This is a genomic window from Streptomyces rhizoryzae (assembly GCF_023155275.1).
GTDB classification, from domain to species: Bacteria; Actinomycetota; Actinomycetes; order Streptomycetales; family Streptomycetaceae; genus Streptomyces; species Streptomyces rhizoryzae.
This window is the reverse complement of record NZ_JALMUV010000028.1, coordinates 88,322-103,595: the sequence shown is the minus strand read 5'-3', so window position 1 is coordinate 103,595 and position 15,274 is coordinate 88,322. Positions and strand designations below refer to the sequence as shown.

Sequence of the window (15,274 nt, the reverse complement as noted above, 5' to 3'; positions counted from 1 at the left end):
GGTGGGAGGGGCGGGCCGGTCGGAGGGAAGGGAGTGCCGGGGCGGAGAGGTGGGGTGTGGAGGGCGGCTGGGGTGCGTCATGGCTGGTCAATGCTGTGGCAACAAAGGTCCAGCAGCCGAGACGGGGGTTTGACCGGGTCGGCGCCCGGCATTACGTTCGGCGGCATGTCTACGTCAGCCCTGCTCACCACGCGCGGTCACATCGACCTGCTGCGGGTGGCGTCTGCCGCGTGTCGCCGCGGCGGGCGCCGCTGTTGCTGACGTTCGGTTCCCCGCCCGCGAACGGCCGCGTTCGCGGAGCCGCGTTGCTGTCCTGATCTGCCGTGGGGCCGGTGGGGCCGCCGCCTCCGTTCCCACGTGAGTCCGGTGTGAGTCCGGCATGAGTCCGGCTTCCTTCCGGCGTAGGGCCGGTGTTGGTCCTGCGTGGGTTCGGCTTCGGTCAGGCGTGAACTGGCCTCCCTGCGGCGTTGGTTCGGCGTGGGTTCGGCTTCCTTTCGGCATTGCGGCATCGGTCGCTGTTGGCTCAGGGCCGGTTTCGGTCAGCGGGTCCGGGCGGGTTTCTGTCGTTCGGTGCGGGTTTCGGTGCGGGTTTCGGTGCGGGCTCGGGGCTGTTGGCGGTTCTGGGCTCGGGGGCTCGTTTCTTCGGTGTGGTTGTTGGCGGTTCGGGTGGCCGGGTGGCTGTCCGGGTGGTTCGGGGCCGGGGTGTGTGGGGTTGTGAGCGATGAGTGGTGAGCGGGTTGTGGTGGCGGGCGGGGGCGTGGAGTTGGCCCGCGTGGTGCCGGTGTCGGCGCGGCGGGGAGTGGTGCCGCGGTGGGTGCGGCGGGCGGTGGCGCCGGTCGGGCTGGTCGTGCTCTGGCAGGTGCTGAGCGCCGGCGGCGTGCTGCCGGCGGATCTGCTGGCGTCGCCGGTGACCATCGCGACGACGGGCGGCGGGCTGGTCGCGGACGGGACACTGCCGTCGGCGATGGGGGTGTCGTTGCAGCGGGTCCTGGTGGGGTTGGTGCTGGGCGGGGTCGCCGGGACCGTGCTGGCGCTGGTGTCGGGGCTGTCGCGGCTGGGTGAGGACCTGGTCGACGCGACCGTGCAGATGCTGCGGTCCGTTCCGTGGGTGGGGGTGATCCCGCTCTTCATCATCTGGCTGGGCATCGGCGAGGCCCCGAAGATCGCGCTGATCGCCGTCGGGGTCGCCTTTCACCTGTATCTGAACGTGTACGCGGGGATCCGGGGGGTCGACGCGCAGCTGGTGGAGGCCGGGAACGCGCTGGGGCTGGGGCGGTGGGGGCTGGTGCGGTACGTGGTGCTGCCCGGTGCGCTGCCGGGCGCCATGACCGGGCTGCGGTACGCGCTGGCGACCTCCTGGCTGGCGCTCGTCTTCGGGGAGCAGGTCAACGCCGATGACGGGCTCGGGTTCCTGATGAACCAGGCGCGGGAGTTCTTCCGCACCGATGTGATCGTCGTCTGCCTGGTGGTCTACGCGCTGCTCGGGCTGCTCGCCGATTTCCTTGTCCGCACTCTCGAAAGGCTGTTGCTGCAGTGGCGACCGACGTTCACGGGGCAGTGAGCCCCACCCCCTCCCCCGCGACGGCAACCACCACCGCACCCGCACCCGCAACGGCAACAACCGCAACGGCACCGGAGCCGGCGTCGGCGGGGGCCGCGGCCGGCGGGGCCGGTTCCGGGGCAGCCGGCTCCGGTGGGCTCGCGGTGCGGGTCGACGGGCTGGTGCGCGACTTCGCCGGCCGGCGGGTGCTCGATGCGCTGCAACTCGACATCAGGGCCGGGGAGTTCGTGGCGCTGCTGGGGCGCAGCGGATGCGGGAAGTCCACCCTGCTGCGGGTGCTGGCCGGGCTCGACCGGGAGATCGCGGGCGAGGTGCTGGTGCCCCGGCGGAAGGCGGTGGCGTTCCAGGCACCCCGGCTCATGCCGTGGCTGCGGGTCTGGCGCAATGTGCTGCTGGGCCTCCCCGGGCGGCCCCGGCGCGCCGTCGCGGCCCGGGCGCTGGCCGAGGTCGGGCTCGGGCACCGGGCGGACGCCTGGCCGAAGACGCTCTCCGGCGGCGAGGCGCAACGGGCTTCGCTGGCGCGGGCCCTGGTGCGCGACCCGGACCTGCTGCTGCTCGACGAACCGTTCGGCGCGCTGGACGCGCTGACCCGGATCACCGCCCAGCGGCTGGTGGCCCGGCTGTGGCAGGAGCGGGGCTGCGCGGTGCTGCTGGTCACCCATGACGTGGAGGAGGCGCTGCTGCTGGCCGACCGCGTGCTGGTGATGGAGGGCGGCCGGATCGCGTACGAGACGGCGGTGGAACTGCCCCGGCCGCGGGACGTCACCGACCCGCGGTGGGCGGAGCTGCGCGCCCGGCTGCTCGGCCGGCTCGGGGTGGCCGGGGACGGCACCGGTGCCGCGCCGGACCTCCCGCACCGGGCCCCCTCCGCACCGAAGACCCCCCGATACCAGGACACGAGGACGGACACCGTATGAGAGCGCTGCGTTCCACCGGACAGGCGGCCGGGCGGCGACGGCGGCGGGCACCCGGCCGGGTCGCACTGCCCCTGGCCCTGGCCCTGCCGCTGGCCCTGCTGCTGACGGGCTGCGGCGGTGCGTCGCGGGCCGACGGGGCCGGCGGCGGGATCGGCGGGCACACCGACGGGAAGGGCGCGCTGACGCTCAACGTCGGCGACCAGAAGGGCGGTTCGGAGGCGATGCTGCGGGCGGCGGGCGAGCTGGCGGGCCTGCCGTACCGGATCAGGTGGTCGACGTTCACCTCGGGGCCGCCGCTGCTGGAGGCGATCAACGCGGGGGCGGTGGACGTGGGCGCGGTCGGCAACACCCCGCCGGTCTTCGCGGGGGCCGCGCGCTCGAAGATCAAGGTGATCGCGGCGTCCCACAGCCGGTCGGACGGTGAGGCGATCCTGGTGAAGAAGGACTCGCCGCTGACGTCCCCGGCGCAGCTGAAGGGCGCCTCGATCGCGGTGGCGCAGGGCAGTTCGGCGAACTACCAGCTGCTCGCGTCACTGAAGGCGGCGGGGCTGTCGCCGTCGGACGTCAAGCTCAGCTACCTCCAGCCGGCCGACGCGCTGGCCGCGTTCACCCGGGGGAAGGTCGATGCCTGGGCGGTGTGGGACCCGTACACCTCGCAGGCGCTGGACCAGGCCGGCGCCCGGGTGTTGACGACCGGTCAGGGACTGGTGAACGGGCTGAGCTTCCAGGTCGCCGCGCCCGCCGCGCTGGACGACACCGAGAAGGCCGCGGCGCTGAAGGACTACACGGACCGGCTGCGGCGGGCCCAGGACTGGGTGTTCCGGCACCCGGCGGACTGGGCGACGGTGTGGTCGAAGGCGACCGGGCTGCCACAGAAGGTGGCGCTGGACGCGGTGCGGCGCACCCGGGGGACGGCGGTGCCGGTCGCGGTGGACAAGGAGGCGGTCGCCTCCGAGCAGCGGATCGTGGACGCCTTCGCCGCGCTGAAGCTGATTCCGCGTTCGTTCGACTTCGGGGAGTTGGTCGATCCCCGGTTCAACGGCGGTCTGCCGCCCTCGGGGACGGCGCCGCGCAGCTATGGAAAGGGCCTGTGACATGTCCGTACACCTGCATTGGTTCCTGCCGACCGGCGGGGACGGCCGGACGCTCGTCGACCGGCACGCCTACACCGACGGCGGGATCCGCCGGGACCGGATCACCCCGGTGAGCGGGGTGCGCGCGCCGGACGTGGAGTATCTGGCGCAGATCGCCAAGGCGGCCGAGCAGCTGGGGTTCGAGGCGGTGCTCACGCCGACCGGGACGTGGTGCGAGGACGCCTGGCTGACGACGATGGCGCTGACCCAGGTCACCGAGCGGCTGAAGTTCCTGGTGGCGTTCCGGCCGGGGGTGGTCTCGCCGGTGCTGGCCGCGCAGATGGCGGCCACCTACCAGCGGATCTCGCGGGGGCGGCTGTTGCTGAACGTGGTGACCGGCGGCGACTCGACCGAGCAGAAGCGCTTCGGGGACCATCTCGGCCACGATCAGCGGTATGCCCGCACGGACGAGTTCCTCCAGGTCGTGCGGGGCGTGTGGAGCGGGCAGCCGTTCGACTTCCGCGGTGCGCACTACCAGGTCGAGGGCGGGCTGACGGCGCTGCCGCCGGACCCGCTGCCGGAGATCTTCTTCGGCGGGTCGTCGGCGGCGGCCGGACCGGTGGCGGCCCGGAACGTCGATGTCTATCTGACCTGGGGCGAGCCGCCGGAGCAGGTCCGGCGGAAGATCGACTGGATCCGGGGGCTGGCGGAGCGGGAGGGGCGGACGGTCCGGTTCGGGATCCGGCTGCACACCATCTCCCGGGACGCGTCGAAGGAGGCGTGGGCGACGGCGGACCGGCTGCTGGCCGACCTCGATCCGGAGACGGTGGCCGCCGCCCAGCAGGCGCTGGGCCGGAGCGAGTCGGTGGGGCAGCAGCGGATGCTGGCGCTGCACGGCGGCTCCCGGGACAAGCTGGAGATCGCGCCCAACCTGTGGGCGGGGGTGGGGCTGGTGCGCGGCGGCGCCGGTACCGCGCTGGTCGGCAGCCACGCGGAGGTCGCGGACCGGATCGAGGAGTACCACGCGCTGGGCGTCGAGCACTTCGTGCTCTCCGGCTATCCGCACCTGGAGGAGGCGTACTGGTTCGGGGAGGGGGTCCGCCCCGAGCTGGCCGCGCGCGGGCTGCTGGACGCCGGGCGGCCGCCGCTGGCCGGGGTGCCGGCGGCGAACGGGCGGCCGGCCTCGGCACCCGGCGGGGCGCCGCTGCTGGTGGCCGGCGGACGCTGAGCGGGGGCCGCGGACGGGGTGGGGCCGGGCGGGAAGATTCCGGCCCCACCCCGAGTTAGTAGAAACATGAACTACATCGGGGTGCGCGAGGTCGAGGTCGCGGTGGTCGGCGCCGGCCAGGCCGGGCTGGCCGCCGCCTTCCATCTGCGGCGCACCGGCTACCGCCCGGACGCGGACTTCGTCGTCCTGGACCACTCCCCCGCGCCCGGCGGCGCCTGGCAGTTCCGGTGGCCGACCCTGACCTACGAGCGGGTCCACGGGATGCACGCCCTGCCGGGCATGGCGCTGACCGGCGCCGATCCGGCGCGCCCGTCGGCCGAGGTGATCGGCGGGTACTTCGCGGCGTACGAGCGGCGGTTCGGCCTGCGGGTGCACCGGCCGGTGGACGTGACCGCGGTCCGGGACGCCGGCGGCGGACGGCTGGCGGTGGAGACCTCGCGGGGCACGTACGCGGCGCGGGCGGTGATCAACGCGACCGGGACCTGGGACCGGCCCTTCCTGCCGCGCTTCCCTGGGCAGGAGGGCTTCCGCGGGCGGCAGTTGCACAGTGCCCGGTACCGCGGCCCGGAGGAGTTCCGCGGCGCCCGGGTGGTGGTGGTCGGGGGCGGGACGTCGGCGGTGCAGCAGCTGCTGGAGATCGCGCCGGTCGCGGCGGCGACGACCTGGGTGACCCGGCGGCCGCCGGCCTTCCGCACGGGGCCGTTCGGCGCGCAGGAGGGGCGGGCCGCCGTCGCACGGGTGGCGGAGCGGGTCCGGCAGGGCCTGCCGCCGCGCAGTGTGGTGAGCGTGACCGGGCTGACGATGACCGAGGAGGTCCGGCGGGCCCGGGAGAGCGGTGTGCTGACCCGGCTGCCGCTGTTCGACCGGATCACCCCGGACGGGGTGGCCTGGGACGACGGGCGGGCGGTGACGGCCGACGTACTGCTGTACGCGACCGGCTTCCGGGCCGCGCTCGGCCACCTCGCACCGCTGCGGCTGCGCGAGCCGGGCGGCGGCATCCGGATGGCCGGGACCCGCGCGGTCCGCGACCCCCGGGTGCACCTCGTCGGCTACGGGCCGTCCGCCAGCACCATCGGCGCCGACCGGGCCGGGCGGGCCGCGGTCCGGGAGATCCGGCAGCTGCTGGCCGGGACGCCGGCGGACCCGGCGGACGGGCGCGCGGCGGTGCCCGCCCCGTAGGCCGCGGCGACCGGCAGCGGGCGCTTGTCGGACAAGGGCGGGGGACGGTGGGCGCACGGCACCGGCGCCCCGGGCGGCGCGCCGCTCAGCGCGCCTGCCAGACCGGGAGGGCGGGGGCGCCGGGCGGCAGCATGTGCTTGGCGGCGAGCAGCGGGGTCCGGTCCAGCCGGACGACCTGGGTGACCAGCACCCCGGGGGTCTCGGCGGGGCGGCCCAGCTGGGCGCCGCGCTGCCGGCCGAGGGTGGTGGCCACGATGGTGCTGCTGCCGGTGAGCGGCAGTCCGCGCCCGGCGTCCAGCAGCAGGCGGAGCATGGACGCGGTCCGGGCGGCGGGCCCGTCGAGCGCCTCGGCGGCCTCCGGCAGCAGCTCCACCAGCGTCTCGTCGGCGGCCCACTCCTGGGTGAGGCAGGCCGGGAGGCCGCCGATCTCTATCACGCTCTCCCAGAAGCGGACCTCGCCGCCGGCCGGCAGGACCAGGTGCTGGGTGGAGAAGTCGGTGGGCTCCTCGCGGGTCCGGGCCACCGGCACGGTCACCACCTGCCGGCCCTCGCCGAGCAGCAGCTCCACCGGTTTGAGGAACTCGAAGCCGCGCGGCGGCGGATGGTGGCTGACCGTCCGCCCCACCCCGCGCCGGACGGTGATCACGCCGTCCTCCTGGAGCAGGATCAGCGCCTCGCGCAGGGCGGGGCGGCTGACGCCCAGTTCGGCGGCGAGCCGGGGCTCGGTGGGGAGGGTGGAGCCGGGCGGGTAGGTGCCGGCGCGGATGGCCTCCACCATCCGCTCGTACAGCGCGACGACGGGCCGCCGCTGCGGCCGGCCGGGCGGCGTCGCCCGGACCTGTTGTCTGCCAGCCATCTCCGTCTCCGGGGGGTGCGGTCCGACCGCGTGCGCGGGCGCCCGTGGCGGGCGCGTACGGCCAGTTTCCCATCACCCAGGGCCCGGTGGCGGGCTGCCCCCGCATCCGGCGCGCGGCGCGGGCCCGCCCGGCCGGACCGGGGAGCGGGCCGGCCGGCCGCGCCTTGTCCGACAGCGACCCGCCGGCCCGGTCGGCCAGCCGCAGGGGAACAGGCGAACGCCGGAGCGACCGTTCGCCGGAAAGCGTGATCGATCCCGGAACCGCTTCCCCGCGCACCCCGCGACGGGTGATGCTTACGGGGCGCAAGCGACGGGCTGCAGACCGTTACGGCGCCTCCGGTCGACATCCTTTGCTGGGCCGGAGAGTTGGTCCCACACGCAATTCACCAGGAGACAGAGCCAGATGAACATCCTCACCAGCCTGCTTGCCGGCATCGTCCACCTCGTGGGCTGGCTCGTCTGACGCACGCACGGCACCACGGGCGCCGCTCCTCCTCGTCCCAGGAGGAGCGGCGCCTTCCGTACGTGTCGGCGGCCGACGCCCGCGCCCCGTACGGCCGTTGCGGCTACTTCTCCAGCGGGCGGCGGGCGGTCTCCGGGAGCCTGAGGTAGACGACGAGGGAGATCAGGCAGAGCACCGCGACGTACCACGGGAAGAGGTCCGCGTGCCCGGCCTGCTTGAACCACGTGCCGACGTACGGGGCGGTACCGCCGAAGAGGGCGACGGTCAGGGAGTACGGGAAGCCGATCCCGGCGGCGCGGACCCGGGCCGGGAAGATCTCCGCGTTCACCGCGGCGGCGACCGAGGTGTAGCCGGTGAGCAGCACCATGCCGGCGCACTGCACCAGCAGCAGCGAGACGAACGCGTCGGTGACCAGGTGGAGCAGCGGGACGGCCAGTACGGCGAAGCCCAGCGCGAAGGTGATCAGCAGCGGTTTGCGACCGACGCGGTCGGAGAGCAGGCCGCCCAGCGGCTGGAGCAGGGCGAAGAAGGCCAGCGACAGGGTGCCGGCGGTGAGCGCGTCGCCCTTGTCGAACCCGGCGTTGACCTGGGCGTACGTGGGGAGGTAGGTGGTCCAGGTGTAGTAGGCGAGGGTGCCGCCCGCGGTGATGCCGCAGATCAGCAGCGACTGCCGGGGGTGGCGGCGCAGCGCCTCGAACAGGCCGGGGCGGGCGGCCGGCCCCTCCTCGCCGGCGGCCTCGGGCAGCGTCTCCCGGGCACCGCTGCGGATCCACAGGCCCAGCAGGCTCAGCGCCGCACCGACGAGGAACGCCACCCGCCAGCCCCACTGCCCCATCTGCCGCTCGGTGAGCAGCGCGGCGAGCAGCGCCCCGGTACCGGAGGCCAGCAGCTGGCCGAGGGTGGTGGAGACGTACTGGAAGCTGGAGAACAGGCCGCGGCGGCCCTCTCCGGCGGACTCCACCAGGAAGGTGGTGGACGCGGCGAACTCGCCGCCCACCGAAAGCCCTTGCACCAGGCGGGCCAGGACCAGCACGAGCGGGGCGAGGACGCCGGTGGCCGCGTAGGTGGGGGTGAGCGCCACCAGCAGACTGCCGCCGCCCATCAGCAGGATGGTCAGGGTCAGCGCGGCGCGCCGGCCGCGCCGGTCGGCGACCGCGCCCATCAGCAGCCCGCCGACCGGGCGCATGAAGAAGCCGACCGCGAAGACCGCGAACGTGGAGAGCAGCGGCACCAGGGAGTTGCCGGCGCCCTTGGGGAAGACCTGGTCGGCGAAGTAGACCGCCAGGAAGGAATAGGCGTACCAGTCGTACCACTCGACGGCGTTGCCGACGGAGGCGGCGGCCAGCTGCCGCAGCTGGGACGGCGGACGGTCACCACCGGGTGTCCGGTCCTCGGTTATGGGCTGTGCGCTCGACATGGTCTGGAAGCTCCCGGTCCTTCTCCTCGGCCTGCCGCTGGGGCAGGATGGCCCGACAAGTGATCATGTACCGGTGAGGCGGGCGGCACCAGGGGTCGGCACGGCCGGATCGCCGCCGTAAAGCCGCCGCAAGGCGGGCGCAACACGGCGGCAACACGGTGGCAACACCCCTGGGGAGCCGGCCCGGAGAGAGCGAGGAGAGGGGACCGTGCGGGTAGCACTGTTCGTCACCTGCATCAATGACACGCTCCGGCCCCGGACCGGGCAGGCGGTGGTGACCCTGCTGGAGCGGCTCGGCGTCGAGGTCGCCTTCCCGCAGGAGCAGAGCTGCTGCGGCCAGCCGCAGTACAACACCGGCTACCGGCACGCCGCCGAGCCCCTGGTGCGCCGCTTCGACCGGGCGTTCCGGGATTACGACTACGTGGTGACGCCGTCCGGTTCGTGTGCCGCGATGGTGCGCGACAACTTCCCGCGGATCGGGGCGCGGGCGCGCGCCGAGGGGCGCGGCACGGAGCTGGCGCAGGCCGCGGAGCGGGCCGTGCCCAAGACCTACGAGCTGACGGAGTTCCTGGTGGACGTGTTGCGGGTGACGGATGTCGGCGCGTACTACCCGCACACCGTCACGTACCACCCGACCTGCCACGGGCTGCGGATGCTGGGGCTGGGCGACCGGCCGCGGCGGCTGCTGGAGCACGTCCGGGGGCTGACCCTGCGGGAGCTGCCGGGGGCCGAGGAGTGCTGCGGCTTCGGCGGGACGTTCGCGGTGAAGAACCCGGCGGTGTCGGCCGCGATGGGCGCCGACAAGGTGCGCGCGGTGACCGGGACGGGCGCCGAGGCGGTGTGCACGGTGGACAACTCCTGTCTGCTGCACATCGGCGGGATGCTGGTCCGGCAGGGCTCGCGGGTCCGGCCGGTGCACCTCGCGGAGATCCTGGCCGCCACGGAGGCGGACGCGGCGGCGGGGGGCCTGAGTACGGGCGCCGGGGCGGAAGGGGGCGGGCGATGAGCCGCAGTTTCCTCGGGATGCCGGCGTTCCCCCGGGCCTCGGCCGCCACCACCCGCGACACCCGGCTGCGCGCCAACCTCACGCACGCCACCCACACCATCCGCGACAAGCGGGCCGCGGCGGTGGCCGAGCTCGACGACTGGGCGCAGCTGCGGGCCGCCGGCGCCGCGATCAAGGACCGGACGCTGCGCCACCTCGACCACTACCTGGAGCGGCTGGAGGAGTCGGTGACCGCGGCGGGCGGCCGGGTGCACTGGGCGGCGGACGCCGCGGAGGCCAACCGCATCGTGACCCGCCTGGTCCGCGAGACCGGCGAGCGCGAGGTCGTCAAGGTCAAGTCGATGGCGACGCAGGAGACCGGGCTGAACGAGGCGCTCGCGCAGGCCGGGATCCGGGCGTACGAGACGGACCTGGCGGAGCTGATCGTGCAGCTCGGCGACGATCTGCCGTCGCACATCCTGGTGCCGGCGATCCACCGCAACCGGGCCGAGATCCGCGACATCTTCCGCCGGGAGATGGGGAAGTGGGGCCGTCCGGCGCCCGAGGGGCTCTCCGACTCCCCCGCCGAACTCGCCGAGGCGGCCCGGCGCCACCTGCGGGAGAAGTTCCTGACCGCGAAGGTGGGGATCTCGGGCGCCAACTTCATGGTCGCCGACACCGGCACGCTGGTGGTCGTGGAGTCCGAGGGCAACGGCCGGATGTGCCTGACCCTGCCGGAGACCCTGATCTCCGTGGTCGGCATCGAGAAGATCGTGCCGAGCTGGCAGGACCTGGAGGTCTTCCTCCAGCTGCTGCCGCGCTCCTCCACCGCCGAGCGGATGAACCCGTACACCACCACCTGGACCGGGACGACGGACGGCGACGGGCCGCGGACCTTCCACCTGGTGCTGCTGGACAACGGGCGCACCGACACCCTGGCGGACACCGTGGGCCGGCAGGCGCTGCGCTGCATCCGCTGCTCGGCGTGCCTGAACGTCTGCCCCGTCTACGAGCGGGCCGGCGGGCACGCGTACGGATCGCCCTACCCCGGGCCGATCGGCGCCATCCTCACCCCGCAACTCCGCGGCTTGGCAGGCCCGTTGGAGGAGTCGCTGCCGTACGCCTCGTCGCTGTGCGGGGCGTGCTACGAGGTGTGCCCGGTGGCCATCGACATCCCCGAGGTGCTGGTGCACCTGCGGGAGCGGGTGGTGCAGGGCGGCCCGGTCACCCGGGGCGGGGCCCGGGTGGTGCTGAAACCGGCGAAGGGGCATGCCGCGGAGCGGGCCGCGATGCGCGCCGCGGCCTGGGCGTTCGACCACCCCGGCGCGCTGCGCGGCGGGATGCGGCTGGCGGCGCGGACCCGGCGGCTGCACCCGCGGCGGCTGCCGGGGCCGGGGCGCGCCTGGTCCGACACCCGCGCGCTGCCGGCGGTGCCCGCCGAGTCGTTCCGCGACTGGTGGCGGCGCACCCGGGACGGATCCGGGTCGGGGAACGGAAGCACGGGAGGCGTTACGTGAGCAGCAGGGACGTGGTGTTGGCGCGGGTGCGCCGGGCGCTGGCCGATGTGCCGCGCGGCGAGGGGCCCTACGATCCGCCGGTCCCCCGGGACTACCAGCGGGTGCACGGCTCCCGGACGCCGGAGGAGACCCTGGAGCTGCTGGCGGAGAACCTCGCGGACTACCGCGCGGTGGTGCACCGCTGCGGGCCCGGGGAGCTGCCGGCGCTGATCGGCCGGCTGCTGGCGGCGCGCGGGGCGCGGACGGTGGTGGTGCCGCCCGGGCTGGATCCGCGCTGGCTGTCGGCCGCCGGGGCCGCCGCGGTACCGGACCGGGCCGAGGGCACCGCACGTGAACTGGACGCGGTGGACAGCGTGGTGACGGGGTGTGCGCTGGCGATCGCGGAGACCGGGACGCTGGTGCTGGACGGCGGCCCGGATCAGGGGCGGCGCCGGATCACGCTCGTCCCCGACCACCACATCTGCGTGGTGCGGGTGCCCGCGCAGGTCGTCGGGTCGGTCCCCGAGGCGCTCCCCCGGCTCGCCCCGGAGCGCCCGCTGACCTGGATCTCCGGCCCGTCCGCCACCAGCGACATCGAACTGGACCGGGTGGAGGGGGTGCACGGGCCGCGGACGCTGGAGGTGGTGCTGCTGGCGGAGGACGGCGCGGGGTGAGCCGCGGAGGGTGACCCCGGCGGTGGTAGGCATCCGGTGGGTACCACCCGCAGGTGTCTGGGTGCCCCTCGCGCGGCTCGGCAGACTCCTGGTCATCAGCCACCGAGCAGATGACCGAGAGGCAGGCAGCACCCATGAGCACCGATCCCCACTCCGTTTCCTGGCAGGCCGGTTGGGCCGCCGCCGTGCAGCGGCCCAGCGCGGGCTTCCACAAGAACTGGGCCGAGGAGGGCTTCGACGGCCAGACCGTGCGGCAGCGCGTCCGGGTCACCGGGGCGGGCACCCTGGCGCGGATCAAGCTGTCGAACCGCTACGGCACCGCGCCGCTGGAGGTGTCGGGCGCGAGCCTGGCGCGAGCCGGCCAGGGCGCGGCGGTGGCCGCCGGTTCGGTGCGCCGGCTGGCCTTCGGCGGGGCGGAGTCGGTGCGGATCCCGGCGGGCGGTGAGGTCTACAGCGACGCCACGGAGCTGACCGCGGCCGCGTCCGACACGCTGACCGTGTCGCTGTACTTCGCCCGGCCGACCGGCCCGGCGACGTTCCACGCCCAGGCGTGGGCCACCGCGTACCGGGCGGCCGGCGAGCAGCTGGGCGAGGCCGATCCGGCGGTGTTCGGGGAGACCACGGTGTCGTGGTACTACCTCGCCGCGGTGGAACTGGCGGACGGCGGGCCGGTGGCGCGGGACACCGTGGTGCTCTTCGGCGACTCGATCATCGACGGCTTCGGCTCGACCGTCGACGCCGACCGGCGCCCCTCGGACGCGCTGGCCGACCACCTGGCCGCCGCGGGCCGTCCGCTGCGGGTCCTGAACGCCGGGATCGGCGGCAATCTGCTGCTGAGCGACTCGCCGTGGTTCGGCGAGCGGGCCGGGGCGCGGTTCCGGCGGGACGTGCTGGACGTGCCCGGCGTGCGGTCGGTGGTGGTGCTGGTGGGGCTGAACGACATCGGGTTCAGCGAGGTGGACCTGCCCACCTACAAGCCCGCCCCGGACCGCACGACCGAGGAACTCCTCGCGGGCTACCGGGACATGATCGACCGGGCGCACGCGGCCGGGGTGCGGATCATCGGGGGGACGATCCTGCCGTTCAAGGGGTCGGAATACCACACCCCGGCGGCGGAGGCGAAGCGCCGGGCGGTCAACGCGTGGATCCGGACCTCGGGCGCGTTCGACGCGGTGGCCGACTTCGCGGCGGTGATGGCCGACCCGGACGACCCGGACGCGCTGGCGCCCGCGTACGACAGCGGGGACCGCAAGCACCCGGGCGACGACGGGTACCGGGTGATGGCCGGGGCGATCGACCCGGCCGCGCTCTGACACCGCCGGCCCCCACGCAACGAGCAAGGGGGCGACCCGGATGCGCCAGGAACCCGCCACGGCACGGTCCCGGCCCCGGGGGGGGCCGGCTGTGGTGCGCCACTCGCCGGAGCGCTGACGCGGTTCTCGTACGCGCGGCGGTGCTTGCGCCGGGCCGGGAGCACCGGGATGGCCTGGGTGTCAGCCGCCGGTCACACCAGGACGCCGGGGGCGTGGCCGTCGCCGGCCGTCCCGCCGTCCGGTTCGGCGGGGGTGCGCCGGGCGTCGCGGCGGACCAGGGCGGCGTAGCGGCCGCCGGCGGCCAGCAGTTCGCGGTGGGTGCCGCGTTCGGCGATCCGGCCGCCGTCCAGCACCACGATCTGGTCGGCGTCCCGGACGGTGGACAGGCGGTGCGCGATGGTGAGGGTGGTGCGGCCCGCGGAGAGCGCGTCGATGGCCCGCTGGACGGCGTGTTCGGTGCGGGTGTCCAGGGCGCTGGTGGCCTCGTCGAGGACCAGCACCGGCGGGTCGCGCAGGATGGTCCGGGCGATCGCCAGGCGCTGCTTCTCGCCGCCGGAGAAGCGGTAGCCGCGTTCGCCGACGAGGGTGTCGTAGCCGTCGGGCAGGGCCGCGATGTGGTCGTGGATCTGGGCGATCCGGGCGGCGCGCTCGATCTCCTCGTCGGTGGCGTCGGGTTTGGCGAAGCGGAGGTTCTCGGCGACCGAGGCGTGGAAGAGGTAGGTCTCCTGGGAGACCACGCCGACCGCGCGGGCGAGGGTGTCGAAGTCCAGGTCGCGCACGTCGGTGCCGTCGAGGGTGACCCGGCCGCCGGTGGCGTCGTACAGCCGCGGGACGAGGTAGCTCAGGGTGGTCTTGCCGCTGCCGGTGGAGCCGACGACGGCGAGGCTGCTGCCGGCCGGGACGGTCAGGTCGATGCCGTCGAGGGTGGGGGCGGCGTCGGGGTCGTAGCCGAACGAGACGTTCTCGAAGCGGATCTCGCCGCGCGGGGCGGGCAGCCGGACCGGTTCGGCGGGCTCGGTGAGGCCGACCGGCAGGTCGAGGTACTCGAAGATGCGCTGGAAGAGCGCCAGGGAGGTCTGCATCTGGACGCCGGTGGTCAGCAGGGAGACGGTGGGGCGGAGCAGGCCCTGCTGGAGGGTGACGAAGGCGACGAGGGTGCCGAGGGAGAAGACCGGGCCGCCGAGCTGGAGGACCAGGCCGGCCGCCCAGTAGACCAGTGCGGGCATGGCGGCCATGACGATGCCGATGGTGGCCATCCGCCAGCGGCCGGCCATGTTGGCGCGCACCTCCAGGTCGACCAGCTGCTCGGACTCCGCGGCGAAGCGCTTGGTCAGCGAGTCGGCGCGGCCCATGGTGCGGCCGAGCAGGACGCCGCTGACCGAGAGGGACTCGGTGACCATCGCGGACATCGCGGCCATCTGCTTCTGGCGCTTGGTGGTGATCTTCTTGCGTTCGTTGCCGACCCGGCGGCTGATCCACACGAAGAGCGGGAGCAGCAGCAGCGAGACCGCGGTCAGCCGCCAGTCGAGGGCGATCATGGCGACGACGGTGGCGGTGACCGAGGTGAGGTTGGAGACCAGGGAGGTGGCGGTGGAGGTGACGGTCGCCTGCATGCCGCCGATGTCGTTGGCGATCCGGGACTGGACCTCGCCGGTGCGGGTGCGGGTGAAGAACGCCAGCGGCATCCGCTGGAGCTTGGCGTAGACGGCGGTGCGCAGGTCGTGCATCACGCGCTGGCCGACGGTGGTGGAGATCAGGGTCTGGAGCACGCCGAAGACGCTGGTGGTGACGGCGGTGGCGATCATGCCGAGGGCGAGCAGGGTCAGCAGCCCGGTCCGGCGGCCGGGGATGGCGTCGTCCAGGATCGCGCGGAGCAGGAACGGGGAGGCCACCGAGACCAGCGAGGAGGCGGCGACGAGCAGGCCGACCAGGGCCAGCCGGCCGCGGTAGGGGCGGAACAGCGCGAGGATCCGCCGGAGCTGGACCGGGGCGTCGGGGTCCTTGGGGGGCGGGGTCCAGTTCGGTTCTTCGGGACGCATGGGCTCCTTCGGGGGAGGCGGTCGGGCCGCGGGCGCGCGGGGCGCGGCGGCCGGGCGGGCGCCCGGCCCGGAC

General features: G+C 74.6%; 12 protein-coding genes. 9 read left to right on the top strand and 3 right to left on the bottom strand.

The window, feature by feature from the left end; all coding sequences use genetic code 11:
- The first annotated feature begins 721 nt into the window (after nt 1-721).
- The 5 genes from MUU72_RS21950 to MUU72_RS21930 all read left to right on the top strand — a co-directional run bounded on the left by MUU72_RS21950 (nt 722) and on the right by MUU72_RS21930 (nt 5,958).
- Entirely contained in the window at nt 722-1,561 is an 840-nt protein-coding gene (locus MUU72_RS21950; protein WP_248015058.1) for an ABC transporter permease, read from the top strand.
- Entirely contained in the window at nt 1,534-2,478 is a 945-nt protein-coding gene (locus MUU72_RS21945) for an ABC transporter ATP-binding protein (RefSeq protein ID WP_248015057.1), read from the top strand. The genes MUU72_RS21950 and MUU72_RS21945 overlap by 28 nt, the downstream gene beginning before the upstream one ends.
- Complete coding sequence (locus tag MUU72_RS21940) at nt 2,475-3,572, top strand: ABC transporter substrate-binding protein (protein ID WP_248015056.1); 1,098 nt, start codon at nt 2,475-2,477, stop codon at nt 3,570-3,572. Before MUU72_RS21945 ends, MUU72_RS21940 begins: the two co-directional genes overlap by 4 nt.
- Before the next feature lies 1 nt (nt 3,573).
- Nucleotides 3,574-4,779, top strand: coding sequence for an LLM class flavin-dependent oxidoreductase (locus MUU72_RS21935; RefSeq protein WP_248015055.1), 1,206 nt, complete (start codon nt 3,574-3,576; stop codon nt 4,777-4,779).
- 66 nt (nt 4,780-4,845) lie between these two features.
- Nucleotides 4,846-5,958 (top strand): NAD(P)-binding domain-containing protein, encoded by a 1,113-nt coding sequence (locus MUU72_RS21930; RefSeq protein ID WP_248015054.1) that lies wholly within the window; start codon nt 4,846-4,848, stop codon nt 5,956-5,958.
- Between the two features lie 85 nt (nt 5,959-6,043).
- On the opposite strand, the gene MUU72_RS21925 is transcribed toward MUU72_RS21930, so the two are convergent.
- Entirely contained in the window at nt 6,044-6,814 is a 771-nt protein-coding gene (locus tag MUU72_RS21925) for a GntR family transcriptional regulator (protein ID WP_248015053.1), read from the bottom strand.
- Nucleotides 6,815-7,380: 566 nt separating this feature from the next.
- Nucleotides 7,381-8,694, bottom strand: a complete 1,314-nt coding sequence (locus tag MUU72_RS21920; RefSeq protein WP_248015052.1) for an MFS transporter — start codon at nt 8,692-8,694, stop codon at nt 7,381-7,383.
- A 208-nt stretch (nt 8,695-8,902) separates the two neighbouring features.
- Here MUU72_RS21920 and MUU72_RS21915 point away from each other — a divergent pair, with 208 nt between their 5' ends.
- The 4 genes from MUU72_RS21915 (at nt 8,903) to MUU72_RS21900 (ending at nt 13,162) form a co-directional block, all read left to right on the top strand.
- The gene (locus MUU72_RS21915; RefSeq protein ID WP_248015051.1) at nt 8,903-9,700 is read left to right on the top strand and encodes a (Fe-S)-binding protein; all 798 of its coding nucleotides are present in this window, start codon (nt 8,903-8,905) and stop codon (nt 9,698-9,700) included.
- Nucleotides 9,697-11,196 carry a lactate utilization protein B gene (locus tag MUU72_RS21910; protein ID WP_248015050.1) on the top strand — a complete coding sequence of 500 codons (1,500 nt, stop codon included), beginning with the start codon at nt 9,697-9,699 and terminating at the stop codon, nt 11,194-11,196. The genes MUU72_RS21915 and MUU72_RS21910 overlap by 4 nt, the downstream gene beginning before the upstream one ends.
- Nucleotides 11,193-11,849 (top strand): LutC/YkgG family protein, encoded by a 657-nt coding sequence (locus MUU72_RS21905; RefSeq protein WP_248015049.1) that lies wholly within the window; start codon nt 11,193-11,195, stop codon nt 11,847-11,849. The genes MUU72_RS21910 and MUU72_RS21905 overlap by 4 nt, the downstream gene beginning before the upstream one ends.
- Nucleotides 11,850-11,983: 134 nt before the next feature.
- Entirely contained in the window at nt 11,984-13,162 is a 1,179-nt protein-coding gene (locus tag MUU72_RS21900; protein ID WP_248015048.1) for an SGNH/GDSL hydrolase family protein, read from the top strand.
- A 191-nt stretch (nt 13,163-13,353) separates the two neighbouring features.
- Here the strand turns inward: MUU72_RS21900 and MUU72_RS21895 are convergent, their stop codons facing one another.
- Nucleotides 13,354-15,201 carry an ABC transporter ATP-binding protein gene (locus MUU72_RS21895; protein ID WP_248015047.1) on the bottom strand — a complete coding sequence of 616 codons (1,848 nt, stop codon included), beginning with the start codon at nt 15,199-15,201 and terminating at the stop codon, nt 13,354-13,356.
- Nucleotides 15,202-15,274 lie beyond the last annotated feature (73 nt).